This is a genomic window from Pannus brasiliensis CCIBt3594, assembly GCF_036688125.1.
GTDB lineage: Bacteria > Cyanobacteriota > Cyanobacteriia > Cyanobacteriales > Microcystaceae > Pannus > Pannus brasiliensis.
Genome location: NZ_JBAFSM010000005.1, coordinates 109,969 through 135,467 on the forward strand (window position 1 = coordinate 109,969; position 25,499 = coordinate 135,467).

Sequence of the window (25,499 nt, forward strand, 5' to 3'; positions counted from 1 at the left end):
ACGATTTTCTGTGTAAATCCGAGTCTTATTCGGGGGACTAGCCCCCCGAACCCCCCACCGAGGGAGGGGTGCCTCCCCCGGACCCCCTGCACAAGGCCACGCGCGACCTCACCGCGAGTTAAAAGGATTTCGGGATGACCCGCGTGAAAGGCTCGGGGTTCTCACTGTATCCCGAACTGGCGTTTAATAGATATCTCGCGCGATTGGTTTTTGAAGGCCTAAAAACTTCAAAAACTAGATTCATACAAGATAAAGAGTTTTTTTTGAACTTTTTAGCTATCTTACGCTTTTTCTGCCTCCCGCCTCCTGCCTTCTGCCTCCTGTCTCCAATGTCCCTACCGGTCGTTTACCATCCCGATTACGTGATTCCCCTGCCCGACGGTCATCGTTTCCCGATGCCGAAGTTCCGGTTACTGCGCGATCTGCTCGTGCGGGATGGGATCGTGACCGAGGATTCGCTGTACGCGCCGGAAATCGCCTCGATCGAACGGCTGGAACTGGTACACACTCCCGATTACACGCGGGGTTTTCAAAACGGCACCCTCGACCCCAAAGCGCAAAGACGGATCGGTCTGCCGTGGAGCGAGGCATTGGTCAAAAGAACCCGTACCGCGGTGGGAGGGACGATTTTAACGGCGAGACTGGCGATCGAACGCGGGATCGCCTGCAATACCGCGGGGGGAACCCATCACGCTTTCCCGGACTACGGTTCGGGATACTGTATTTTTAACGATCTGGCGATCGCCTCTCGGGTACTGCAAAAAGAGGGACTGGTTCGCCGGGTTCTGATCCTCGATCTCGACGTGCATCAGGGGGACGGAACCGCGTGGATCTTTCGGGACGACGCGAGCGTGTTCACCTTTTCCATGCACTGCGAGGCGAATTTTCCCGGCACGAAGCGCCAAAGCGATCTCGATGTACCTTTACCCGTCGGTCTGGACGATGACGGCTATTTACAGATTCTCGCCGGCCATCTCGACGATCTGCTGTCCGCGGTCAAACCGGATCTCGTGCTGTACGATGCCGGGGTCGATCCCCACGTAGACGATCGACTGGGAAAACTCGCGCTCACCGATACCGGGCTGTACCGTCGGGAGCGGATGGTCTTGAGTACCTGTGCCGCGGGAGGGTATCCCGTGGCCGCGGTGATCGGGGGAGGCTACGCGGACGATCTCGATCGATTGGTCTACCGTCATTCCCTCCTCCACCGGGCCGCGGCGGAAGTGTTCGATCGACTCTAAAAACCGTTAATTAAACGGGTTGAAGAAATTAAATAATCCTAGAACCGAACCGATCGGGCTGACGATCGTGCCGATGGTGTCGGTAGTCGCGGCGAGACCGTTGCGATCGACGACGATCACATCGTTATTCTGGAGGGTCGGGTTTTTAGCCTCGTTAATACCCTGGGCAAAATCGACGGAGATCGTTCGTTTGGTGACGGTTCCGTTGGGATTGAGCCGGATCAACTCCACTTTCGACTGATCGGCGCGTCGTTTATCGAAATCTCCCGCGGTCAGGATCGCCTGATTGAGCGGGGTATTCGGGGGAACCTCGATCACTCCCGGTTGTTTGACTTCCCCGACCACTTTCACGCGGATCGTCGCGGGAGAGAAACTAGCCGAGGCGATGGTGGCCGATTCTTCCGGCGAGATAGCCGTGGCGGTGGGAATGGAGATCGTATCCCCCTCTTGAAGCAGGAGATCGGCGTTGATATCCCCTTCCTGTAATAGTTTCCAGAGATCGACGGGGATCATCTGTCGCGAGCCATCCCGGTTATAGCGATATACCTGGATCTCGCGAATATTGGCCAGGGGTTTGATACCGCCGGCCTGTTGGATCGCCTGCGTCAGTCGCGCCGGTTGTCGTCGGGTTCCCCCGGCGTTGGGATCGGAGCTAGTCACCGTGGTGGGGGTGAGTCGATAGGCACCCGGCCGGTTCACCTCGCCGACCACCGTAACGTTTAATTCCCGGTTGGAGTCGATGCCGAAATTCGCGTCGGCTAATTGACGGGTTTGGGCGACATCCACGTTCTTTTTCGTGGGAACGAGGATGCTATCTCCATCTTTGAGGACGATATCTTGGGTTTGATCGCCTTTTTGTATTAAATCCCAGAGATTCGCCTGTAAAAGCCGATCCTGTCCGTTCACATTGCGACGGATCTGTACCTGACCGATATCGGCCACGGTGGTTAAACCGCCCGCCTTACGAATGAGATCGGTAAGGAGCGGGGCTTTTTGGGTTTGTTCGAGGGAGATGGTGTAGGTTCCGGGCCCGTTCACCTCGCCCGCGACGGCGATCTGCATGGGCCGGGGGGAGAGCAGGCTGACGGTGACGACCGGACGCTTGAGATAGGCGGTGTAGCGCTTGGAAATCGCCTGACTCGCTTGCGTGAGGGTCATGTCTTTGACTTTGACACTGCCGATCAGGGGTAGGGAGAGTGTCCCGTCGGGGAGAACGAGATATTCCCCGCTCAGGTCGGCTACTTGAAAGACGGTGATCCGGACTTTATCACCACTGCCGAGGCTGTATTCCCCGGGATCGATCGGGGTCGGTAGGACGTTTCCCGTCGCGGGTAAGGTCGGGAGCGCGGGATTCGTCGGGTTCGCGGGATTCGCGGGGGCGGCCGGGGTTAGGGGAACGGGCGAGTTCGTCGGATTCGCGGGAATCCTCGGGGTGACGAAATTGGCGGGAGGGTTTCCGGTGGCGGGATTGTTCGGGGGAACTTGCGATCGAACGGGTTCGATCCCGGCTGTCAATCCCCCGATGGTAATAATTAATAGATATGGGGAAATATTCACGATAGGATTCTGAAAATAGGAGTGAATTCGCATTATTCGGTGTTTCAATATATAGTTGACATTGGCGAAAAGTTTACCACGAAAAGACCCGATCGAGGTAGACAAAAACTGTCAACCCCCTAGTCGAGGCGATCGATGACTGAAAATATCGGTAATTTAAGCGAATTTATCTTCGGAAATCTCTCGAAGCCCGAAGGACGTTTACGGCGTTTGAAAACTAGCCGTCTCGGTTTGTATCATTCGCCGATACTATCCCCTTTAGCCCCGCGGGAGAACGAGCCGATCGAACTGAACGTCAGTGTCGGCGCTGATGTGGCGGCGCGCTCGATCGATCTCTACTACACTACCGATGGAACGATTCCCGATCCCCGGAATCCGGGAGTTCTAACCGTTCCTTTTCAACGGAAATCGCTCGATTGGGATACGTTAGAATGGTCGTATTTAGAAACCTGGACGGCAACGGTTCCGGGGCAGGAAAACGGCACACACGTTCAGTATATTATCCGCGCGATCACCACGACGGGACAAGAGGTTTTCTGTCCCTATCTCGATATTCACGGCATTGAAAAGGTGTACGATCTCGCGGAACTCGATCGAAAGGTTATCGATAGTTTTAGCCGGGGCTACCCGCGACGGGTTTACGGCTTTTATGTCGAGAACTTGGCGATTCCCGAATGGTTTCGGGAGGCGATTATTTACGAGATTTTCGTCGATCGATTCGCGGGCGATGGTGAACTTCCCGACGATCTCGATCTCGTGGAACCTCACGGCGGCTCTATAAAGGGGATTATTTCTAAACTAGATTATCTAACCGATCTGGGAATCAATTGTCTCTGGTTAACGCCGATTTTTTCCTGCACTTCCTATCACGGCTACGACCCGAAAGATCATCGCTCGATCGATCCCCGTTTCGGTTCTCTAGAAGCGGTTAAAGAATTACTGTCCGAAGCGAAAAAACGAGGGATACGGGTTATCTTCGATTTTGTCGCCAATCATTTTTCTAACGAGCATCCCGCGTTTATTAAAGCCCGTCAGGATAGAAACGATTCCCATTATCAATGGTTCCGCTTTCAAGATTGGCCCGAGAAATACGATTGTTTTTTCAATGTCCCCTCGCAACCGGAAATTAACTCGGATCATCCCGACGCGCGCGCGTATTTAATCGAGAGCGCGAGGTACTGGTTACAACTCGGCTGTGACGGTTTCCGTCTCGATTACGCCAACGGATGCACTCACGCTTTCTGGTCGGTTTTTCATCACGCGCTCCGGCAGGAAAAACCCGATAGTGTCATTTTCGGGGAAGTGGTGGAAGTTCCGGAACTGGTGCGATCGTACACGGGAATCATGGAAGGATGTTTGGATTTTAAACTATTGGAATTGGCGAGAGGATTTTTCGCTTTTAAAACCTTGAGCGTCAGTCAATTCGATAAGGCTTTATCCCAACAGCTTGACTATTTTCCCTCGAATCTAGTTTTGCCTAGCTTCCTCGACAATCACGATATGAATCGATTTTTGTGGCTCGTGGGAGGCGATAAACGACGCTTGAAACTGGCGGCTTTATGTCAATTTACCCTGCCGCACCCGCCGATTATTTATTACGGGACGGAAACGGGAGTCGGTCAGCGGGCGACGGCGGGAAGATTGGAAGAAGCCCGCGTCCCGCAACTTTGGGGGGAGAAACAGGATCGGGATTTACTCGATTTTTACCGCGGGTTAATTCGTTTCCGACGGGATAATTACGGCCGATCGCGGTTAGCGAGAGAGACCTTTTTCATCGATGACGATCGAGAATTGTACGGGTATTCCGCGGGCGATTATCGGGTAATTCTCAATAATAGCGATCGCCCCCGTGAATTCCCTCTCTCTAAGGGGAAATTACTCTTCGCGACCGATCGAGAGATCCGGCGGGACGGCGAGAATCAATGGTTCCTGCCGCCTTTTTCCGGGGCGATCGTCGCGGGAAGCGATCGCTAAGTGGTTTAGTTCGATCGATTCTCTGCCGAACATCGGTAGGGCGGCGACTTTCCCGCGTCGTCCGGGTACCCGGAAATCGAGAGCGACGCGCCGGTTCGCGAAAAAAATTCCCCGTCCTGTTAACTCTCGCCCGATCGGGGGGAAATCTATAGACTGTAGTGGGCGAACAGTTTTAACTGATTGAATCTCAATGACAGTACCGAACGAGCGATCCCCCCTCCCCCCCTTCGCGAATCAACTGATTCAGTCGGGTTATATTACCTTGCCACAGCTACAACAGGCATTAATCGAGAAACAGAAAACCAATCGCCCCCTGATCGAGATCCTGCCGATTATCACCGGTCGTCCCGTCCCCCTCGAACTATTGCAAGGCGACCGCGGCCAACAACTGGCGAGATCGCGGGCGGCCTATGGCGTGGAGTGCCTCGATCCGGAAACCGAGGCGATCGACTGGCCGACGATCGAACATCTCTTTAAAACCCTGCTTCCCTTTGAAATCTGTCGTCGCTACCAGATTTTACCCCTTCATCACCGGGACTCCGATCCCAAGGTTCTCTCCCTGGCGATGGTCGATCCCGCTAACGGAGAAATTCTCGACGATCTGCGGCGGATTCTCCGGGATAAAGATTTACAGTTCGATCGCCGGGTGATCCTCTCCCCGGATTACCAGAAACTGATCGAGAGCTATCGCACGCGCGAGGAGGAATCCGCCACGTCCCCGCTGTCGGAAAGCCACCGCGAAACCCTCGTCGATGTCACCGATGTCTTCGAGGACGATCGCCCGGCGCGCGTCTTGCGTCTGGAGGAATCGGCGGAAAATCTCGTCGCGGTCTCCCCGACCGAGCGGGGCCCGATCGTCACGCTCGTCATGAACCTTCTCGTGCGGGCGATCGAGAACAAAGCCTCGGAAATTTATTTAGAACCGGAAGAAAATGAACTAACCGTCCGATTCCGTCAGGATGGTTTACTCCGAACGGGATTCGAGCCGATTCCAGGCGAGAAAGCCCCCGCCGTCCTCTCCTGCTTCAAAACTCTCGCCAATCTGGAAGCCGGTCAACCGGGACAGGCGGGCCGGGGTCGCATCACGAGAACCTTTTCCGGTCGGAGAATCGATTTTCACGTTCACACGCGACCCTCGCGGTACGGCGAAACGATCGTCCTGCGGGTTTTCGACTCCCGCTCGGCGCTCTGGTCGCTCGATGAACTGATCCCGATCGAGGAAACGCGGGAGAAAGTGCGCGCTTTACTGGAGCGACCCGCCGGCGCGCTCTTGCTCACCTCGCCCGCCGCGGGGGGACGCTCGACCACCTTCTATTCCCTACTGGCCAACCGCCATCAAGCGGGACTGAGCATCGCCACCGTGGAAAACCCGATCGAGCGAGTCCTCAACGGGGTCGCGCAGGTGGCGATCGAACCGGCTAAAGGGGTCGAATACCGATCGGTCCTGCGTTCCCTGTCCGCGCGAGGGGTCAAGGCGATCGGGATCGATCATCTCGACGACCCCTCGATCGCTTCCGAAGCCCTCGGCTCGCTCGCGGCCGGTCATCTGGTTCTCTCTTGTCTGACCGCGGATAGCGCCCCGTCCGCCATCGCCCGACTCGTGAATCTAACGAATCCCCGCGCGGTCGCCGATACCCTGATCGGGGCGATCGATCAACGGCTCCTGCGGCGCGTCTGTCCCGTGTGCCGTCTCAAACACCTTCCCTCCGCCGAGGAACTGTCGAAATTCGGCTTAACCCCGTCCGAGCGATCGACCCATTTTTATAAAGCTAACGCTCTCGACGGTGCGGAGATCGAGCGGGCCCGCGATAGAGGCCGGCTGTGCCGTCATTGTAACGGGAGCGGCTATCAGGGACAGATCGCGGCCTTCGAGGTGATCGCCGTTTCCCCGCGTCTGAAAGCCTCGATCGCCGGTAACGCGGGTACTCTCGAACTGGAAACCATCGCGCGAGCGGAGGGATTTACCCCGCTGATCGACTACGCGCTAGAGCTAGTTGCCCGAGGAGAGACTACATTAGAAGAGGTCGATCGGGTTCTCGGCGATCGCTTGCCGGTCGCGCCCCCGCTCTCACCGACCTCACCGAACATCTCCAACACGGTTATGCAACGGATCGAAAAACTAGAACGTCTGATCGAAGCGCTCGCGACGGAATTACAGGGTCTCAAGCGAGAGATCGGCTCGGTTCCTCCCCCCGCCCCCCATCCGACCATCGTTTACGAGCAACTGAAAGAATCGCCCGCCGCTCCAACCGAAAGCGGGGATTGGGCGCCCGATAAGGAGACGATGGTGGCCAATACCGGGATTTACGAGGAATTAACCGATCCGGGCGATTGGGAGCAATTACGCAAGGAAATCGATCCGGCCCGAGACACGATCGTTAGCGCGAACTCGATCGACGACGATCCCTCGACCTGGGAGGTGGATTCTTCTTTTCGCTCCGTTCCCGATCCCTGGTAGGTGCGGGGATGGGGAGATGGGGGGATTTTTCGGGGAAAAGGGGAAAGGGAAAAGGAAAAGACTATTTTTTATCCCTTTATCCTATTCTCCTGCCTCCTGACTCCTGACTCCTGACTCCTAACTCCTGACTTCTTTCCCCAGCGCCCATTCTAATAAAATCGGGTTGACTATCTCCGGGGCCTCATCTTGGGGGCAGTGGCCTAAACCTTCTAGGGGAATGAAGCGATCGACCGTCGGGAAGAGGGCTAGTTCCCGGCCTAGCTCGATCGGTTCCCAGGGGTCATCGGTTCCCCAGAGAAGGATCGCCCGGCAGGGAAGTTCGGGTAACAGATCTTCGGGAAGGGGGCCGCGGGAATAGCCGGTGAAGGCGAGAAATACGGCGATCGCTCCCGTATCCCGCGCCGGTTTTAACAACATTTCCACTAATTCATCCGTTACCGCCTCCGATCGCCGGTAAGCCTGGAGGAGAATTTTTCGCACCGTTTCGGGTTTGGCGATCTGTCGGAAAAATAACGCGCCGATCGCCTGATTTTTCAGAATCTTTTGGGTTATATCCGCACCGATTCGCCGATACCAGGGTAAATCCGCCCGTTTTCGCTCGTGGAGAAGACGCAGGGAACAGTTAATCGCGGCGACACCGAGGGCGATCTCCGGGCGATCGATCGCGGCCTGCATAACCGCCACACAGCCGATCGAATTCCCCACCAGAAACGCCGGGCCGCCGACGATCTCCCGGCAGAAATCGCCGATTTGCTCGCTCCAGGTCTCGAAAGTGTACTCGATTCCCTCGCCGGGCGCGGGTTTCGCCGATGCCCCGAAACCGAGGAGATCGAGGGCGAAACAACGACAGGACTCGCCTAAAACGGGCAGATTCTTCCGCCAATGCCCCCAGGACGCGCCGAACCCGTGGACGAGAACGATCGCCGGCCCCGTCTCCCCCGCGCTCTGGTAGGCGATCGGGTATCCCCGCCAGTTCCAGAATTTCGGTGCGGTATCGATCGCCAATGCCGTATACATAATATTTTGTATCTGTAAAGTATTTTTTACCTTTTTTAATATAACTCGATTTCCCCCGCCCGGGCGCGATTCCCCTATCTTTGCCGAACGACCCCTGCTAGGATAGGAGACGGGTAAAAAAATGGATAGTAAAAGGAGTACAGCCGTGATCGAACCCTTAGTTTTAGGTATCGCGTTAGGATTGATCCCTATCACCCTCGCGGGTTTATTCGTCGCCGCCTATTTACAGTACAAGCGCGGCAATCAACTAGGGTTAGATTAAACGACTTAACTCGATCGAACCGGGACTTTTCCCGACAAAAAAACGCCAATCCGAATTCCTCGAACGGTTGGCGTTTTCGCTATTTTCGACGGGAAAGCGATTTAGAGATCCAATCGCTTATCATTGACGATCGTGAATCTTTACTCGCGCTCGCAACCCGCTGACAGGAAAATAGCCGATGAATCGGGGCGTTTTCGAGGGTTTGGGAAGATTTTTAGATCACTTCTAACTCGAAATCGCGAAAATGCGCTCTGAACTTTTTATCGAACTGAACGAGAACGGGAAGGTTCGCGCTGACCGGTCTGCCCTGCCATTCAGTGATGATGTCTAGAACCTGTCCTTCCAGCCCTTTTATATCAAAAGCCTCTTTTTTGTGTTCGGGATGGTGATATACCACGACAGATTGAACCACACGGACTCGATCGCCAACTTTCATATCCTCTCTGGGCAAGACAACCGCCTAATAGATTTTTTCAGACAACCTTACTATTGTTGCATAGGATCGTCCTCTCTCCGAGGTCGGTACGCTAGAGTTCTTGCAAATCTTAAAATTTGGGAGCGGGAGTCAGGAGGCAGGAGGCAGGAGGCAGGAGTCAGGAGGCAGGAGGCAGGAGGCAGGAGGAATAGAGTTCTCGAACCCTGCTATAGTAATCCTGTACTGTACACTCCCAAAAATCTTCCGAGAACTACTTGTATCATTACCTTTAGAATAGTTATAAAAACGATAGTCAGCATTTATCAAGGTTTTTTATCCCATTTCAAGCCATATTATTCCACCTATCTCTTCCTAGCTCCCGACTACTATCTCCTATCCTGGTTCTATGGATACGCCGCGACTGCATCCCGACACGATCGAGGAAGTGAAACAACGGGTCGATATCGTCGATATCGTCTCGGAAAGGGTGGTTTTAAAGAAACGCGGTCGCGATTTCGTCGGTTTATGTCCCTTCCACGACGAGAAAAGCCCTAGTTTTTCCGTCAGCCCTACCAAGCAGATGTATTACTGTTTCGGCTGTGGCGCGGGGGGTAACGCGATTAAATTCCTCATGGAAGTGGGGAAACAATCTTTCGGCGACGTGGTATTCGATCTCGCGAGACGTTATCAGATTCCCCTGAAAACTCTCGCTCCCGAACAGCGTCAGGAGTTACAGCGTCAGTTATCCCTCAAAGAACAGTTATACGAGATCGTCGCGGTGGCGGTTAGTTTCTATCAACACGCGCTGTATCAGGAGGAGGGAAAAATCGCCCTCGATTATCTTCTCGGTAAACGAAAACTATCGAGAGAAACGATCGAATCCTTCCAACTGGGTTATTCGCCTTCGGGGTGGGAAACTCTCTATCGCTATCTCGTCGAACAGAAACGCTATCCCCTCGCGCTGGTGGAACAAGCCGGATTAATTCAACCGCGGAAAAATGGTAGCGGTTATTTCGATCGATTTCGCGACCGGTTGATGATCCCGATTCTCGATGTTCAGGGACGGGCGATCGCGTTCGGAAGTCGTACCCTGGGAAACGATGAACCGAAGTATCTTAACTCTCCGGAAACCCCTCTTTTCGAGAAAGGAAAAACCCTTTTCGCCCTCGATAAAGCCAAGGGAACGATCGCTAAAGACGATCGCGCGATCGTGGTGGAAGGGTATTTCGACGCGATCGCCCTTCACGCGGCCGGGATTACCAGCGCGGTGGCTTCTTTAGGAACCGCTTTCAGTCAGGAACAGATTAAACAGATCCTGCGCTACAGTGAATCGAAACAGGTGATTTTTAACTTCGATGCCGATAAAGCTGGGGTGAAAGCGACCGCGCGCGCCATCGAAGAAATCTCTTCTCTCGTTTATTCCGGACAGGTACAATTACGAATCCTAAATCTGCCCGACGGCAAGGATGCGGACGAGTTTTTACAATCCTCCCTGGAAGCGATCGATACCTATCATCGTTTAATCGAAAACGCTCCTTTCTGGATCGATTGGCGGATCGGGCAAATTCTGCTCGGGCAGGATTTAAAACGGGGCGATCGCTTCCAACAGGTCGCCCGCGAGATGGTCGGTCTTTTGCAAAAATTAGAAGATAGTAATCAACGAACTTTTTATCTAGAATATTGCGCCGAAATTTTAGCGCAGAAGGACGGGTCTCGCATTCCCCATATCATTAAAACCCTGTCTCGCCAGATGAATAAACCGATCGGGCTGACCGCTCGATCGAATCTCCCGAAACTATTGGAAAGACCCGAGACATCGGCCTCGGAAAAAGCGGAATGGATTTTATTGCTAATTTATTTACACTGCTCGAATTGTCGAGAGAGAATTTGCGAGCTTTTAGATGAAAAAGATTTGATTTTTAACGTACACGCCTATCGTATTCTCTGGCAACAAATTCTCGAATTACAGCCAACCTTAAAACATCCCGATGATTTAGTCTCTACCTTACAGAACCATCTTCTCTCTACCTCGGAAAAAGAAAATCGAGAAATTCGTTCCCTGTTTACTTTAAATGAAAACACGTTAGAAACCCTATTCCGACCCGAGGAACAAATCGATAGAGCGATCGCTTGGTTAGAAAAAATCAGTTTGCTCGAATATCGTCGATACTGTCAGGAACGATGGCGATATTACCAGATCGAATCTCCCGATCCGGAAAGATCGCGATTTTATGAAACAGAATTCCGTCAGACGGCCGCTAAACTACGGGCTATCGATCCCCACTATCGAGAGCGGGAAGAAAAGTTATCGTGATAGATTCTAGATTGACGATTTTAGTATCTTCGTAAAACATGATTTATTTTTAAGCGTTAAATTTATAGTGAATTGAATAAAAAATAACGCTACATTATGCTAAAATTCCGCCGTTTCCATTTCTTCTTCCTCTAACCACATATCCGATGGGTCGTTCAACAACTCCCGCGCGGCCTCCAAGATATCGCCGACAATATCGCGAAGATCGGCGCGATTATCGAGGTAGGCGGTTAGCGCCTCGATCGGATCGAGATCCGTACCGACTCCCAATTCCGGCAGACGGGGACGGGATAATTGACTGATTAATTCGGCGCGGATCGTGTAGGTGTGGGCGGTTTTTAAAGCCTCGGCCAGCGTGGACGCGTCGATCGATTCTAACTGTTCGCTCCGGATGGTATAGATCAACCGAATTACCGCGTCGGTGATATCGTGCTTTTTCAGGGCTTTGAGGATCGTTTTCTTGGGATCTTCGGCCTCGGAAACATCTACCTCGATCGTCCGGAAAGGGCGCGTCGGGAGCGGGTAAAATTGCCAATCTACCCGTCCTTTTTCTACCTCTAGATAGATGTATCCTTTTTCCTCTTTCTCCTCGCTAAAGTCCACCCGATCGATACTGCCCGGATAGATAATCGGCGGCTCGTTGGACGGGTTGAGATTTTGATGTTTGTGGACGTGTCCGAGAGCGACGTACTCGAATTCCGATCGATTTAACAGCGAGATCGGTACGGAAAAGCCTTTTCCCACCGCGAGAAATCTTTCCGCGCCGAGGGTGGCCCGATCGGCCATCAGATGGGCGAGTAAAATGGTGGGGATGTCTCGATCGAGTTGTCGGATTTCCGCTTCCAATACCGGTTCGAGGCGCCGGATCAACAGATCGTTAATTTCCCCCAACGATAACCCCTCGGTTTCCGGACGGGTTAACAGCGCCGAACGGGTTAACCAGGGTAACGTTATAATTTGAATCTCGCCGTTCCGGGTACGGATACGGTGGGTGGTCAGTCGATCGCCGACGATAAACCCCGGCACGGCCAGGGTACGATAGATACATAAACTCGCGCCGCCGTTGCCCTGGGAGTGCTGATCGTGATTGCCCACCAACAGTACCGTCGGGATACCCGCGTCCGCGAGACGACGGAACTGGGCCGCGAAAGCCTCGTGAACGAACGGCGCGGGAGTGGCATCGGGAAACGCGTCCCCCCCGAAGAGTACCAGATCCACCGGTTCCCCGATCGCTCGATCGATACATAAACTCAAGCTTTTCACGAAATCTTCTAAACGGGTATTCAACCCCGTCTTCGGGTTCAAGCGACCGTGAGAGAAGCCGCTACCCATGTGAATATCCGATAAATGAAGAATTTTAATCATAACTCTCACTATAAGCGAAAAACAGGCGCGCTAAGTACGCCTGTTCGCTCTTATTTGCCAATTTTTTTATCGTTATCCTGTCGGCGACGATCGCGCCATTCTGCGGTCGTGAGGTAGAGAATTCCACCGCTGACGAGAACGAGCAAGATCAAGGCGGCGAGAAAGAGGGTATTGAGTACAGTTGATGTATCCACGGTTAAAAATCGCTATTAGAAACCGTTACGACCCCAAACCACCATCGCGATCGACCAAGTGAATAACGCGAGAACACTAACCCAGCCCAGTGTCAAAATATCCATATCTGCCTTTGTAAACGGAATTTCGGTCGAAGAACTACACAACCTATAATACTTCATCAGTGGCCAGGTTTTGGAGGAACGCCCGTGCGGATCACGCTCACCGAACGCATCGAATCGATCAAAGTCGGGGGAATCGCCGCCCTCGCCTTCGCGATCCCGTCGCTGTTTTTTCTTTGGGTTCACGTCGCCTTTTTGGGGGAAGCGCTCGCGGGGTTGACGGCTTTGGTTCGGCTGGTTTGCGCGCTAATTAGCGGTTTTCTCTTCGGTGTCACCTATCGTTATATCGTCCGCGATGACGGGAATCCCCATCTTCGGGACGGCGCGGTGGCGGCTTTTTCCCTCGTCCGGGGTTTGGTTCCCCTCCAGTTATCCGAGGATATATTCGCCGCGGGAACGCGCTCGGGTCTCTTTCTAGGAGAGAGTTTCGTCTGTTTCGCCATCTGTCGGGTCGCGCTCGATCGAATGTTATCGCGGAAATAGCGCCCGGAGCGCTCCCGGAAATTTCCGCCACTCTCTAGGCAATTCGCTGTCGCTCGTTTATTTTGGATATTATCCGGGTAATTGTCGAGTTTCCCGGCATTTCCTGTAGCCACTCCATCCTTCCGAACGAAGCGAATCATATTGCTATTGAGAAGCGGCAGATTCTTCATCCCGCGCTCGCTACCTTCGCGATCATGCTCGGGTTCGCTCTCGGAAATCCCCTCTATTTCTTTATTCTGGCCATCAATCACTATGTCGGATTATCATTACAGTCACGCGAGATGTGGCTTCGCTCACGCCTATCTCCTACCCCCTTTGAGGGAGATTATCGGAAAACTCGATATTCCCGAAAAACGGCTTTTCGATCTCGGTTGTGGCAATGGTTCGATCGCCAATTGGTTAGCGGAACAGGGTTTCCAAGTCAGTGGTTGCGACCCCTCCCAATCGGGCATCGCGCGAGCGAGAGAAGCCTTTCCCGAACTCGATCTACACGTCGGTTCCGCCTACGACGATCTCGCGGATAAATTCGGTACATTTCCCCTGGTGATTAGTTTAGAGGTGGTCGAACACGTCTACGCCCCACGGGATTACGCTCGATGCGTGTACAACCTATTAGAACCGGGGGGGTACGCTCTAATTTCCACTCCCTATCATAGCTATCTCAAAAATCTCGCTCTAGCCGTTACGGGCAAAATGGACGAGCATTTTACCGCTCTGTGGGATCACGGGCATATTAAATTCTGGTCGGAGCGAACGATCTCGCGATTGCTCGACGAGGCTAAACTATCGGTGGAAAAAATTTATCGTGTCGGTAGATTTCCCCCCCTCGCGAAAACGATGATCGTGGTCGCCCGTCGCGAGACATAACGCTCGCTCTCTACTCCATCCATCCCGCTCGATCGAGATCGAGTTTCACCTAGAGAAATAATTCTCGATCTCAGATTATTTGTCGGGAAAATTTCGCGCGCGCCCCCAGAAATCGGGGGTGTATTCTCTTTTCTCGGTCTCTCTCGCTCGTCAATCGCTGTATCTCGATCGAGGGAAAACCGCGCCGGGGGACGCGCCCTACCGACCCGGATGGTAGATCTCCCGTCCGCCGTAGCTTTTTCCACGATCGTCCGATACCCACGAAAAAGGAAGAAGTTGAAGTTTCAGTCGATAGACTTGTAACCTTCCATCTATAGATTTTATCTATCCAGAGTAAAGTTTGATACTTTTTTAAAAGGAAGATTTTTGTCGTTTTTATTGCCAATGTTCTACCGACTTTTTTCTAGAGAAAATTTATTTTTGTCATAAAACATTGATAATTTTCTGTTAAACTTCGGTTCATCACTCCGGATATACGCCATAATAAGCGTGACAGAAATGTAAGGAGCTAACTAGCCATGCAAATTAGCGCGCGCAACGCTCTCAAAGGAACCGTGAAAGCTGTCGAACCGGGTGCGGTCAATACCGAAGTGATTTTAGAAATCGCGCCCGGCGTGGAAGTGGTCGCGATTATCACCAAGGAATCCGCCGAAAAATTAGGCGTGGCGGTCGGCAAAGAAGTCTACGCCGTCGTGAAATCCTCGGATGTCATGATCGCCGTAGAATAATTAATAAATAGTAAGCTGTCAGCCATCAGCTTCGAGTGATTCCGAACCGATCATCGATCGCCCCCCGTTTCGGAAAGGTTAGTGAATTTTTGATGTCGTTAATTTGTCGCCGCTCGCTGACAGCTTCACGAGAGAACGATCTCCAAATATTCCGGTAATTCCGATAGTTTCTCGATCGCCGTGACCCCGGCCTCCTCGAAATAGCGGGGGATATCCCGTCGTAAACGCGAGATCGCTTCCGTGTAGGAGAGCGCGCCCTTGATAATCGTGTCCGCGTCGGCGAAACGGGACTCGATCGGCGAGTTTAACCCGGTTATGTACGCGATCACCGGTTTCTCGATCGCCTCGGCAATATATCGGGCCGCGTCGATTTCCGCTTTCCCCCCGATCTGACTCACCAGAACGATCGCCCTCGTGTTCTCGTCTTCCTCTAGCACCTGTAACCACTGGGACAGATTCGAGCCGAGAATCCCGTCGGTTCCCAGACTAACCGCCATCGTCAGCCCGAACCCGGCGGCCGTTATCGTTCGCGCCACCTCATCGATCAGCCGATCGCCGCTCGCGCCCGGTAAGGCGGCCCCCTTAGCGATCAGGCCGATATCTCCCGATCGATAGAATCCCGGTTCACAGGTGCCTAACCAGAGTTGACCCGGAATGATTAACCCGCTACTGCCCGGCCCGAGAATGAAAGTACCGGTCGCGCTCGCTTTTTTGAGCAGTTCTACCGTATCGAGAGGGGGAACCCCGCCGGTGACGATAATTAACTGCCGGATTCCCGCGTCGATCGCCTCCAGCGCCGCGTCTAACACCCGATAGGGATCGACGAACAATAGCGAGGTCTCGATCGAGCCTTCCGTCGCGATCGCCTTTTCCACCAGATCGAACACGGGAATTCCCTCGATCGAGGTTCCCCCCCGGCCGATCGCCACTCCCGCGACGATATTCGTTCCTTTCTCCCGCATCCGCGCGGCGTAAGAACGGGCTAACGGCTTCTCGATGCCTTGAATCAATACCTTACCGGTCGGTGTCCATTTCATAACTAGGCGAGGGTAGAAGGGGAATAAGGGAGATGGGAAGATGGGAGGAGGGGGAGATGGGGAGATTTTTCGGGGAAAAGGCGAATGGTAAAAGGGAAAAGAGCTTTCTGACGCTTTTCACCTTTACCCTTAGCCCTTTCACCCTTTCCCTCCCTCACCTCCGGTCTATTGCCTATTGCCTCCCCCACTTAAGCGTTAGCGATCTCGATCGCCCGGCTCGCGGCCTGTTCTAACGACTCTAGCCGATCGGGGTTAACATCCGCTAAAGACTCGCCGAACTCGATCGACGCGCTATCGCCGATTTCCCGAAACACTACCCGCGGTAGCGCCGGGTTAACGAAAGAACGCGGTTCGAGCGCCCGTCTTTCCTGCCGTGTTACCCTCGTTCCCCGTTCCTCGTTTTCCGGCGATCGAGGGGGTTTCCCGTACCCCGCGTAATACGTTTCGATCCCTCGGGCTACCTCCAGTAACAGCGCGGGATAACTCACGATATTAACGATAATTACCTTTAAATTCGGTAAAAGCTGAAAATGAGCCAGTCCGTCCCGCAGTCGCTCCTGAAATTCCGCCGGTTCCAGTCTTTCCTCCAGCAGTAACCAGCCGGCCGGTTTTCCTCCCGACGCGACCAGCCGATCCCAAGTGGATAGCATCAACCCCGAACAGTTGCTAATAATGGCGATCCGGCCGGTTTTGTCGCTCACCGACCAAGGATAGCGAGAGTGCGGGGGGGCTAGAGCCAGTATATCTGCGTGACGGGCGATCGCGGTATCGTTGACGCTGATTTTCCCGTCTAGAGCCATAAGCTCGCCGTTTTCACTCACCCCGAGCGGGTTAATCTCGATACTATCGAGGTCTTTCGCGAGAAAAAGCCCGTACATTTTTTCGATGATCGCGCTGACGGACTCGATTAACTCGCCCTCCAGTCCCATCTCGATCGCCAGTTTCCGGGCCAGATAGGGAGAGAATCGATCGCTCACCACCACTTTCCGCAGGGTTTCCAGCAAACTCTCCACGTTCATCCCCCCCTGACTCGCTCCGAGTAAAACGGGGCGTTGTAGGTGATAATCGAGAACGATCGCCAAGAATAACTCGTGACGCGCGTTATACCTCGCTTCCGCCAGAATCACATCGGGATACTCCCCGGCGATCGGTAAATGAAAGATCGAGTGCGCGGCCGCGATCGCGTCGATCGTGTTCTCGACAAACCGCACCCCCCCGGCTTTCCCCCGTCCCCCGGCGCGTACCTGCGATTTCAAAACGATCGGGTAGGGAATATTCAACCGTTTCAACTCCCCCGGATCGTGAATCGGTTGGGAGGGCAAAATCGGGATTCCCACCTCTTCAAACAGTTTTTTCGCCTGATATTCTAATAAGTCCATAATCTCGGTTAGTAAGTCGGGTGTAGGAGTCAGGAGTCAGGAGTCAGGAGGCAGGAGGCAGGAGGCTTTTAGCTATCAGCTTTCAAAATGCGAGTTCTTCAGCTTTAGCAACTATCTAAAGATAGATCTAGCTGACCGCTGACCGCTGACCGCTAACCGCTTTTTTCCCATCTTCCCATCTCCCCATCTCCCCACTCTTTCTCCACGAGATCGATCCCGTAGATCCGTTTCCAGAAAGCGTCGGTAAACCAGGTGGGCATGAATTTGGTCATCATCGGCACGAAGAAAGCGCCCCCCGTGGCCGCGTAGTAGCGGGGACGGGGATGACGGGCGACCAACGGCCGGATAATCACTTCCGCGACGCGATCGGGTGTCCATCCTAAAATCGCTAACTGTCGATCGATCCCCTCGATTTTCTCGAAAACCGGTCGGTAGATGCTTTTTTCCGGGTCGGGAACCGTTTCCAGTACCTTTTGCCAGGCCGCTTGAAAGAATTCCGTCACCACCGGCCCCGGTTCCACCACGCTCACCTGAATATTAAAGCCTTTTAACTCCATGCGAGCCACATCGCTAAAAGCTTCTAGGGCGAATTTCGACGCGCTATAGAGTCCCGCGCCGGGAAACGCCATCCGTCCCCCCAGAGAACTCACGTTGACGATCCGCCCCCCCCCGGATTCCCGCATGACGGGGATCAGGTGATGGGTTAAAATCAAGGGCGCGTGAAAATTGACCGCGAACTGTTCTTCCGCGGCTGACGGTGGCATTAGTTCGATCGGCCCCATCTGTCCGTAACCGGCGTTATTCACCAGCGCGTCTACCCGTCCCCAGCGATCGATCACCGATTTGGAGAGATCGGTAACTTGTGAGGGGATAGCCACGTCAGTAGGTTTGACGAAAACTTCGGCCCCCAGTTGACGGCAGGATTCGGCGACCTGTTCTAGTCGATCGGCCCGTCGGGCCGCGAGGGCTAAACGAACACCGGGAAACCGTCGGGCCAGCAGTCCGGCCAACGCGGCCCCGATGCCGACGGAAGCGCCCGTGATCAGGATGACTTGTTGAGATAGCGGAGGACGATCGCTCATGCGCGAGAAGGAGAAAAGTTTACAGGAGATCGAGGGGTGGTTAGAACGGTCTCTTCAAGAGGAATTCCCGTCTATTGTCCCACTAAAGGTTCATTGCGCGGTCCGGGACCATACTTTTTTTATTTCCGTCCACGTTATCGAGTCTAGCGATCTTTCGCCGTCGATCGTTCTGCCGGTGGTGGAAAAAAAAGTGATGGCCGGCGCGATCTCGCCCGATTATCTCCTAGAGACTTATTTTATCGTTCACGAGAAGGATCGTTTCGATTCCCTGTATACCTCCGCCATCGTTCCTCTCGTTCCCGCTTCCCTCGCGCTCCGAAAAAATCGTTTCTTTTCCCTATCTCCCCGTTTTTTCGGCTTTTTGGTCGGTGCTATCGCCTCGATAATCGCCATTTACGCGTTCACTCGTCCCTGTTTACGGGGAACCTGTCCCGAACTGGAACGGGCGCGAGTTTTAGGCGATCGGGCCGTGGCCTCGATCGAATCGGACGCGAAAGCCGCCCGTGACGATATTTCCAGTTCTTTAGCCATTCTAGGCGATATTCCCCCCTGGTCTTCCTATCACGGCACCGCCGTATCCCTGCGCGACGACTATCAACAGCGCGCCCGCGATCTCGATCGGGCGATCGCCATTTTAAACCGGGCCTCGAAAGCGGTGGACGGTTCTCGGGACAAACTCCTCCCCCTCTCTCGATGGCGGGAGATCCGGCAATTATGGCGCGATAATCTGGGCGCTCTGGCTAAAATTTCCCCCGAAAGCTCGCTTTACCCCTTCGCCAACCGAAAAATCGCGGAATACCAGAAAAATCTCGCCGAGGTCGATCGCCGGATCGTCCGGGAACAACAAGCGGAACAATCGTTACAGAACGCCCGAGAATCCGCGGAAATCGCGATGACTAGGGAAAAAACGGCACAATCTCTCGGCGATCGGCAATTCGTCGAGAAGGCTTGGCGATCGGCGATCGATCGACTGCGCGCGATCCCTCCCGATACGGGTGTCGCGGGAGAGGCCCGCCGGTTGGAGGGAACCTACCTGACGCGCTGGACGACAGCGCGCGCCGAACGCGACCGGGAAGCGCGGGCGCTCGATCGCTGGAACCGGGCGGGCGATCGGGTGAAAAAAGCGGAAAACGCCGCTTTACAACAAAAATGGACGGATTCAGCTAAATACTGGCAAGAAAGCCTCGCCATCCTCCAAGAAATCCCCCGCGAAAGCCCGGAATACCCGCGCGCTTCCGCCTCGATCACCCGTTATCAACAGGCTCTAGAACAGGTACGGAGCTACGAGCGAATTAGTAAAGATTTACAACAAGTTTGTACGAAAGTGGTGAATATATGCACTTACGAACTGGGAGATAAGCGAATTCGGGTATATCTCAACGAGAGTTACGCGCGGCAGATACAGACGACGGCATTACAGGCACAGGCGCGGACGGATTTTAAAACCCAACTGGATCTGATGAATCATCTTTCCAGTATAGAGAGCGCGTTTCAGACGATTAGCGATAGCGCGGCGCGAACGGTGGAAGTTTATAACGTCGATCGGGTTCTCCTGTCGGTATACGAACCGAGACGGTAATTTCGTTAGAATAGCGATCGATAGAAAATTATCTTTTCCCTCCCGATCTCTCTAACAGGAGTTTAACGTTGTATGGACGCGCGAAACTCGATCGATTCTCGAACCTTATACGAACGCGATTACGCGATCTGGCTAGAAACGACGATCGAACAACTGAAGCGGGGTCAATTTTCCCGGTTAGATCTAGAGAATTTAGTCGAGGAACTAGAAGGCATGGTGCGGAGCGATCGACGGGCTTTAGAGAGTTACCTCACGCGGTTATTCGAGCATTTTCTCAAACTCGCTTACTGGAAATCGGAGAGAGAGTATAACCGGCGGGGGTGGACGGGGAAAATTACTAATTTTCGGATTCAAATCGCCCGTCTCTTAGAAGATAGCCCAAGCTTGAAACCTTATTTAGAAAAAGTTTTCCAGAGATCCTATCGGGATGCCCGAAAGATTTTTCTCAAAACTACCGGGTTAGATCCTCGCGAGATTCCCGCGGAACCGATCGCCACGCTAGAGGAAGTTTTAGACGAGGATTGGTTTCCCGATGTCTAAAGCGATCGAGCGATTCAATACTTAGAGAATTCATTCGAGATCCTGAGATCTGGAAAACGAGCGATCGAACATCGAAAAATACGATAAATTCCTAAATAGAATTCCCCGAATCGACCGGTTATACCGACTCGACCATACGATTCCCGAGGGATTTCGTTACAATATCGATAATTTGAAATTATTTTTTTCCCATGAACCTATTCACTCACTTTCTCAATGTACTGGGCAACGGGGCCGTCGCCTACATCACGGCGCGACAGATACGCGATACCCTCACCCGTCCGAACCTTTTAGCGGGTTTTCAGTTAGCGGAATCCGGCGCGGTTCCTTTCCTAGAAAAGCTTCGCGATCGCGCGCGGGATGAAGGGGACGAATGGTTAGCCGAAAAACTCGATCGCCACGCGTCCGACGAGAAACGTCACGGGATGATTTTCGCGCGCGGGTTAAAACAGATGGGTAAACAGGTGATCGACTTCAAGGATTTACCGAAAGACGACAGTAAACAGCGGAGAAGTCCCTTTTTCGACGCGTATTTCCAAGGATACACCGCGGAAGATCTGAAAGCGGAAAATATCGATTGGATCGTCTTTATGGGAAGTACCTATATTCTCGAACTCGATGCCTGTAAGGATTTCGATCGCATGGCGCGCGCTTTACCGATCGATCTTCCCCGCGAACGCGCCCTCCGGGAAGCCATCCTCAGCGTCTCCCGCGATGAATCCCGTCACGCGGCCTATCTTCACGAAGCTTTGCGCCGTCGTCTCCCGGAACATCAGGTAGAAACGATTATCGAGGAATGGCGAGAGCGTAAAATCAAAGCCATGTTCGCGATGGTGGGCAATTTCATCGAGAAAGGCGGCAAAACCACCTCGATCGTCAAAGATGGCGCGCCGACGGAAATGGAAGCCGAATTCGAGCTAGAACCCGCGATGAGTTAAAAAATAGGAGGCCGGGGTCGAAATTGGCGATCTTCGCGGACGGGAATCCCGGTCTAGCGATAACACGTCTCGTTATTCGCGGGTGGTACAGTAAGAATCAAAAAGTGAGGAGTTGCCTTCATGAAACGTACTTTATTTCTGAGTCCGCCTTCTTTCGACGGGTTTGACGGGGGAGCCGGCGCTCGCTATCAAGCGAAACGGGAAATCACCTCTTTCTGGTATCCCACCTGGTTAGCGCAACCGGCCGCGCTGGTGCCGGGGAGTAAATTGGTGGACGCGCCGCCTCACGAACAATCGATCGAGGATGTTCTAGCGATCGCTCGCGATTACGACCTCGTAATCATGCACACGAGCACCCCCTCCCTTCCCAACGATGTCCGGTGCGCGGCCGCGATTAAAAAACAGAATCCGAACGCGAAAGTCGGTTTAATCGGCGCTCACGTCGCGGTTCTGGCCGATGTCACCCTACGGGAAAATCCGATTATCGATTTCGTCTGCCGTCACGAGTTCGATTACACCTGTAAGGAACTGGCCGAAGATCGTCCCTGGAACGAGATTACCGGGTTAAGTTACCGCGATAGTAACGGCGAGATCCAGCACAATCCGGAGCGGGAATTAATCCACGATTGGGACTCTATGCCCAGCGTTCTGCCGGTTTACGCCAGAGATCTGGATATAACCAAATATTTCATCGGTTATTTACTCCATCCTTATATTTCCTTCTATACCGGTCGCGGTTGTCCGGCGAAATGTACTTTCTGCCTGTGGCCGCAAACGATCGGCGGTCATCAATACCGTTGCAAAACCCCGGAAGCCGTCGGGAGAGAGATGGAGGAGGCGAAAGCGTTATTCGGCGATCGAGTGCGCGAGTATATGTTCGATGATGACACGTTCACGATCGATAAACAGAGAGCGATCGCCATCAGCGAACACCTGAAACGGCTGAAATTAACCTGGAGTTGCAACGCGCGCGCCAATCTCGACTACGACACCCTGAAACAGTTGCGCGATAACGGTTTACGTCTGTTATTGGTCGGTTTCGAGTCGGGAAATCAACAGGTTCTCGACGGCATCAAAAAAGGTATCCGGTTGGAAGTCGCCCGCAAATTCATGGAAAACTGTCGGAAACTGGGCATAAAAGTTCACGGAACCTTTATTATCGGTCTGCCGAACGAAACCACGGAGACGATCGAGGAAACGATCCGGTTCGCGTGCGAGGTGAATCCCCATACTATCCAAGTATCGATCGCGGCGCCCTATCCCGGTACGGAACTCTATCGCCAGGCGGAGGAAAACGGCTGGTTTACCGACAAAGCGATGGTCGCCAACTCCGGCATCCAGATGTCAACCTTGGAATATCCCGGCCTGAACGCCGCGAAAATCGAGGACGCGGTGGAACAGATGTACCGTCGTTTCTACTTCCGTCCGAAGGCGATCGTGCCGATCGTCGGCGAAATGTTGAGCGATCCCCAGATGTTGGTGCGGAGACTGCGCGAGGGACGGGAATTCTTCGGTTATCTACGCGATCGTCAGAATCAAGCGATGGCCAAAGCCTAAAACCTTCAGGTTCTCGCGAGCCTTTGCCGCGGGAACCCCGTCCCACTTCTCGACCTCTAGATTTTCTAGCGGAAAAATTGAAAAATTAGGTTTGATAAAATTAAATTGCCTCTATTTCCCTTTTTGAGAAGCTTTTAGCTTTCTGATCCCTCCTGCCGAAAAGCGGTCAGCGATCGCCCGCGGCGCGCCTACGGAGACAGCTAGATCTATCTTAAATGTAGGGGCGCAAGCCTTGCGCCCCTACAGGCTAAAAAACTCGCGCGCTCAAAGCCTCCTGACTCCTGACTCCTGCCTCCTGCCTCCTGCCTCCTGCCTCCTGCCTCCTGACTCCTGCCTCCTACCTCCTGATTCCTGTATATGAAACTAGGCTCTGAAGAACACAAAGAACTTTTCTGTCGTAGCTTTCTCGACAGTCATCTGGACTACGAACCGGAAAAAATGCCCTGGCCGGATCTCGATCCGGTTTCCCTGGAGAAAATTCGGGGGATTCCTTTCTGGAAACAGGCACTATGGACGGAAAAGAACGCGGGCAAAATGGTGAGCGCGTTCGCCGAAACCGTGGAAGATCCTTTATTACGGGAAGCGATCGCCCTCCAGGGACGCGAGGAAACCCGTCACGGCCGGTTAATCGCCCATCTCGTGAACTATTACGGCATCGAGGTCGAAATCCCCGAACTTCCCGAGATTCCCGAACAGTTAGAGGCGACGTTTACCGAATTCGGCTACGAGGAATGTCTCGATTCGTTTTTCGCGTTCGGAATGTTCGGCATCGCCCGTAAGGCTGAATATTTACCGGAATCGCTGTTTACCATCTTCGATCCGCTGTTAAACGAGGAAGCCCGTCATATCGTCTTTTTCGTCAACTGGATCACCTATTTACAGATCCGACGGGGACGGGGAATCCCGATCGCCCGCGCCGCTCACTCGCTCTATCATTACAGCAAGGCGCTGTGGAAATTGGGTTCCGTTTTTACCGATACCGAGCAGAAGGATGAAAAAGCGTTCGCCGCGACCGGAGCGAACACGTTCATGGCCGATCTCACGCCGGCGTTATTTTTCACCACCTGTCTCGCGGAGAACGAGAAACGGATGGGACAATTCGATCGACGATTACTCCGCCCCGAATTAATGCCGTTTCTCTCCCGTACCGCCTACCGTCTCCTACAGCTTCTCCCGCGCGAAACGTCACTCCCCCAAGCCGGCTAAATCTCCCGATCGCCACCGAAAACGAGAGCGCTCACTCGACGATGCGATCGATATTATGGAACGCCATCACGATTAGCGAATCGCTCGCGGCCAGTCGATCGAAACGACTCCGCTTCGGATTGAGGAGAATTTCGCCGTTTCCCCGTTTTATTCCCAGCAGGATCACCGGGCGATCCTCGTCGGTATCGCTGTACTCGTCAATTTTGGCGCGTAACTCCCGGAACGTTTTCCCGATAAAGTGTTTCGGATATTTCCCAGGGGGGATGAAATAAAATTCGTTGGTGTCGTCGGTATAGGTTAACAGTTGCTGGTAGACGACGGACATATTTTTAAACAGGGCGCTCTGGGCGATAATTCCCGAACTGTAGTCCCGCGCCGAGATCAGTTCATCGACCCCGGCTTCTTTCAGGTGGCGGTACCGGTCTAAACGCACCAGTTCGCCGACAACGTGGATGTCCCGCGGGCGATCGGGGGTACTTTCCAGGTGTTTGATCGCCAGCGCGATCAGGGCGTTTTTTTCGTCCGGCCCCTCGGTATCTCGATCGGCCAGTAAAATAATCGATTTCGCGCGATGAGCCTGTAATTTTTCCAGGGTGGCGTGATGGGTGGGATCGGCGCGGATGAAATACACATCGGTTCGATCGGCTAAATCGTCTCGTTCGGTGATCTCCTCCGCGGAAATAATGACGATCTCCCTCGGATGATTCTGATTTCCCTCCAGCAGTTGCCGCACGATAAAGGGAGCTTTGTCGTTCCAGTTGCAGATAATAATGTGATCGTTGAACGGTTTCATGATTTTTTGGCGCCGGATCGCCCTGGTGATCAAAAACGAGGAAATCGAACCGATAATCGCCCCGAGCGCGAGGTTTCCGAACCCTAACAGGATTAACTGGGAAACCTGTCCGATAAAGGTATTCGGTCGATCGGGATACTCCCCCATCAACGAGATCAGGGCGCTTTGCAAAACGTCCCACGTCTTTTTCCGGGAGGTAAAAGCTCCCTCGCTCCACAACAGCGAGGCGATCGGGATCGTGACCGATAACAGTACGGATAGGGAAATAACGATGATTTTCCCGTTGCGATCGAGTTTTCGCATCCTTATTCCACGAGCGTTATCCTCTCCAGTTATACCGGAATCGATTATTCCGCTCTATAGTCCGATTCGCCGGGGTTAACAAGCGATTCTCTAGCCGGCCACTTTCCC

Annotated in this window: 25 protein-coding genes; 14 read left to right on the forward strand and 11 right to left on the reverse strand. The window is 53.4% G+C overall.

The window, feature by feature from the left end; genetic code table 11:
- Positions 1 to 329 precede the first annotated feature (329 nt).
- Positions 330 to 1,241: a histone deacetylase family protein gene (locus V0288_RS04315; RefSeq protein ID WP_332863797.1), complete on the forward strand. Its 912-nt coding sequence runs from the start codon at positions 330 to 332 to the stop codon at positions 1,239 to 1,241.
- Positions 1,242 to 1,247: 6 nt separating this feature from the next.
- Here the strand turns inward: V0288_RS04315 and V0288_RS04320 are convergent, their stop codons facing one another.
- Positions 1,248 to 2,666 (reverse strand): SLBB domain-containing protein, encoded by a 1,419-nt coding sequence (locus V0288_RS04320; RefSeq protein ID WP_422661896.1) that lies wholly within the window; start codon positions 2,664 to 2,666, stop codon positions 1,248 to 1,250.
- Positions 2,667 to 2,933: 267 nt separating this feature from the next.
- Between V0288_RS04320 and V0288_RS04325 the strand changes: the two genes are divergently transcribed.
- Both V0288_RS04325 and V0288_RS04330 read left to right on the forward strand, forming a co-directional pair.
- Positions 2,934 to 4,772, forward strand: a complete 1,839-nt coding sequence (locus tag V0288_RS04325; RefSeq protein WP_332863799.1) for an alpha-amylase family glycosyl hydrolase — start codon at positions 2,934 to 2,936, stop codon at positions 4,770 to 4,772.
- Positions 4,773 to 4,962: 190 nt separating this feature from the next.
- Complete coding sequence (locus V0288_RS04330; protein WP_332863800.1) at positions 4,963 to 7,230, forward strand: GspE/PulE family protein; 2,268 nt, start codon at positions 4,963 to 4,965, stop codon at positions 7,228 to 7,230.
- Between the two features lie 117 nt (positions 7,231 to 7,347).
- On the opposite strand, the gene V0288_RS04335 is transcribed toward V0288_RS04330, so the two are convergent.
- The gene (locus tag V0288_RS04335) at positions 7,348 to 8,247 is read right to left on the reverse strand and encodes an alpha/beta fold hydrolase (protein ID WP_332863801.1); all 900 of its coding nucleotides are present in this window, start codon (positions 8,245 to 8,247) and stop codon (positions 7,348 to 7,350) included.
- Between the two features lie 145 nt (positions 8,248 to 8,392).
- Between V0288_RS04335 and petG the strand changes: the two genes are divergently transcribed.
- Complete coding sequence (petG, locus tag V0288_RS04340) at positions 8,393 to 8,509, forward strand: cytochrome b6-f complex subunit V (protein WP_332863802.1); 117 nt, start codon at positions 8,393 to 8,395, stop codon at positions 8,507 to 8,509.
- Between the two features lie 214 nt (positions 8,510 to 8,723).
- Here petG and V0288_RS04345 read toward each other — a convergent pair whose 3' ends face one another.
- Positions 8,724 to 8,945 carry a ferredoxin-thioredoxin reductase variable chain gene (locus V0288_RS04345; protein WP_332863803.1) on the reverse strand — a complete coding sequence of 74 codons (222 nt, stop codon included), beginning with the start codon at positions 8,943 to 8,945 and terminating at the stop codon, positions 8,724 to 8,726.
- Positions 8,946 to 9,045: 100 nt separating this feature from the next.
- Here V0288_RS04345 and V0288_RS04350 point away from each other — a divergent pair, with 100 nt between their 5' ends.
- Both V0288_RS04350 and dnaG read left to right on the forward strand, forming a co-directional pair.
- A complete protein-coding gene (locus V0288_RS04350) occupies positions 9,046 to 9,222 on the forward strand; it encodes a hypothetical protein (protein ID WP_332863804.1) in 177 nt (58 codons plus the stop codon).
- A gap of 108 nt (positions 9,223 to 9,330) precedes the next feature.
- Positions 9,331 to 11,238: a DNA primase gene (dnaG, locus tag V0288_RS04355; RefSeq protein WP_332863805.1), complete on the forward strand. Its 1,908-nt coding sequence runs from the start codon at positions 9,331 to 9,333 to the stop codon at positions 11,236 to 11,238.
- Positions 11,239 to 11,337: 99 nt separating this feature from the next.
- Here the strand turns inward: dnaG and sbcD are convergent, their stop codons facing one another.
- The 3 genes from sbcD to petN are packed head-to-tail and all read right to left on the reverse strand — an operon-like array spanning position 11,338 to position 12,902.
- Positions 11,338 to 12,603, reverse strand: coding sequence for an exonuclease subunit SbcD (gene sbcD, locus V0288_RS04360; RefSeq protein WP_332863806.1), 1,266 nt, complete (start codon positions 12,601 to 12,603; stop codon positions 11,338 to 11,340).
- A 50-nt stretch (positions 12,604 to 12,653) separates the two neighbouring features.
- Complete coding sequence (locus V0288_RS04365) at positions 12,654 to 12,797, reverse strand: hypothetical protein (protein WP_332863807.1); 144 nt, start codon at positions 12,795 to 12,797, stop codon at positions 12,654 to 12,656.
- A gap of 15 nt (positions 12,798 to 12,812) precedes the next feature.
- Positions 12,813 to 12,902, reverse strand: coding sequence for a cytochrome b6-f complex subunit PetN (gene petN, locus V0288_RS04370; protein WP_332863808.1), 90 nt, complete (start codon positions 12,900 to 12,902; stop codon positions 12,813 to 12,815).
- Positions 12,903 to 12,986: 84 nt separating this feature from the next.
- Here petN and V0288_RS04375 point away from each other — a divergent pair, with 84 nt between their 5' ends.
- From V0288_RS04375 to V0288_RS04385, 3 genes are all read left to right on the forward strand, one after another.
- On the forward strand, positions 12,987 to 13,382 hold the full coding sequence (locus V0288_RS04375; protein WP_332863809.1) for a hypothetical protein: 396 nt from the start codon (positions 12,987 to 12,989) through the stop codon (positions 13,380 to 13,382).
- Between the two features lie 252 nt (positions 13,383 to 13,634).
- The gene (locus V0288_RS04380) at positions 13,635 to 14,249 is read left to right on the forward strand and encodes a class I SAM-dependent methyltransferase (RefSeq protein WP_332863810.1); all 615 of its coding nucleotides are present in this window, start codon (positions 13,635 to 13,637) and stop codon (positions 14,247 to 14,249) included.
- A gap of 518 nt (positions 14,250 to 14,767) precedes the next feature.
- Positions 14,768 to 14,977: a TOBE domain-containing protein gene (locus tag V0288_RS04385; protein ID WP_332863811.1), complete on the forward strand. Its 210-nt coding sequence runs from the start codon at positions 14,768 to 14,770 to the stop codon at positions 14,975 to 14,977.
- Positions 14,978 to 15,102: 125 nt separating this feature from the next.
- Here V0288_RS04385 and V0288_RS04390 read toward each other — a convergent pair whose 3' ends face one another.
- The 3 genes from V0288_RS04390 to V0288_RS04400 form a co-directional block, all read right to left on the reverse strand.
- On the reverse strand, positions 15,103 to 16,014 hold the full coding sequence (locus V0288_RS04390) for a succinate--CoA ligase subunit alpha (RefSeq protein ID WP_332863812.1): 912 nt from the start codon (positions 16,012 to 16,014) through the stop codon (positions 15,103 to 15,105).
- 188 nt (positions 16,015 to 16,202) lie between these two features.
- Positions 16,203 to 17,393, reverse strand: coding sequence for an ATP-grasp domain-containing protein (locus tag V0288_RS04395; RefSeq protein ID WP_332863813.1), 1,191 nt, complete (start codon positions 17,391 to 17,393; stop codon positions 16,203 to 16,205).
- A gap of 152 nt (positions 17,394 to 17,545) precedes the next feature.
- Positions 17,546 to 18,475 carry an SDR family NAD(P)-dependent oxidoreductase gene (locus tag V0288_RS04400; protein WP_332863814.1) on the reverse strand — a complete coding sequence of 310 codons (930 nt, stop codon included), beginning with the start codon at positions 18,473 to 18,475 and terminating at the stop codon, positions 17,546 to 17,548.
- On the opposite strand from V0288_RS04400, the gene V0288_RS04405 reads away from it, so the two are divergent.
- The 4 genes from V0288_RS04405 to hpnJ all read left to right on the forward strand — a co-directional run bounded on the left by V0288_RS04405 (position 18,474) and on the right by hpnJ (position 23,089).
- A complete protein-coding gene (locus V0288_RS04405; protein ID WP_332863815.1) occupies positions 18,474 to 20,054 on the forward strand; it encodes a hypothetical protein in 1,581 nt (526 codons plus the stop codon). The genes V0288_RS04400 and V0288_RS04405 overlap by 2 nt on opposite strands.
- A 72-nt stretch (positions 20,055 to 20,126) precedes the next feature.
- Positions 20,127 to 20,594 (forward strand): DUF29 domain-containing protein, encoded by a 468-nt coding sequence (locus V0288_RS04410; protein ID WP_332863816.1) that lies wholly within the window; start codon positions 20,127 to 20,129, stop codon positions 20,592 to 20,594.
- 191 nt (positions 20,595 to 20,785) lie between these two features.
- Entirely contained in the window at positions 20,786 to 21,532 is a 747-nt protein-coding gene (locus V0288_RS04415) for a ferritin-like domain-containing protein (RefSeq protein ID WP_332863817.1), read from the forward strand.
- Positions 21,533 to 21,652: 120 nt separating this feature from the next.
- Positions 21,653 to 23,089: a hopanoid biosynthesis associated radical SAM protein HpnJ gene (hpnJ, locus tag V0288_RS04420; protein ID WP_332863818.1), complete on the forward strand. Its 1,437-nt coding sequence runs from the start codon at positions 21,653 to 21,655 to the stop codon at positions 23,087 to 23,089.
- Between the two features lie 206 nt (positions 23,090 to 23,295).
- On the opposite strand, the gene V0288_RS04425 is transcribed toward hpnJ, so the two are convergent.
- Positions 23,296 to 23,472 (reverse strand): hypothetical protein, encoded by a 177-nt coding sequence (locus tag V0288_RS04425; RefSeq protein ID WP_332863819.1) that lies wholly within the window; start codon positions 23,470 to 23,472, stop codon positions 23,296 to 23,298.
- Between V0288_RS04425 and V0288_RS04430 the strand changes: the two genes are divergently transcribed.
- Positions 23,447 to 24,295, forward strand: a complete 849-nt coding sequence (locus V0288_RS04430) for a ferritin-like domain-containing protein (protein WP_332863820.1) — start codon at positions 23,447 to 23,449, stop codon at positions 24,293 to 24,295. The genes V0288_RS04425 and V0288_RS04430 overlap by 26 nt on opposite strands.
- 31 nt (positions 24,296 to 24,326) lie before the next feature.
- Here the strand turns inward: V0288_RS04430 and V0288_RS04435 are convergent, their stop codons facing one another.
- Positions 24,327 to 25,391, reverse strand: a complete 1,065-nt coding sequence (locus V0288_RS04435; protein WP_332863821.1) for a TrkA-related ion transporter — start codon at positions 25,389 to 25,391, stop codon at positions 24,327 to 24,329.
- Between the last annotated feature and the right edge of the window lie 108 nt (positions 25,392 to 25,499).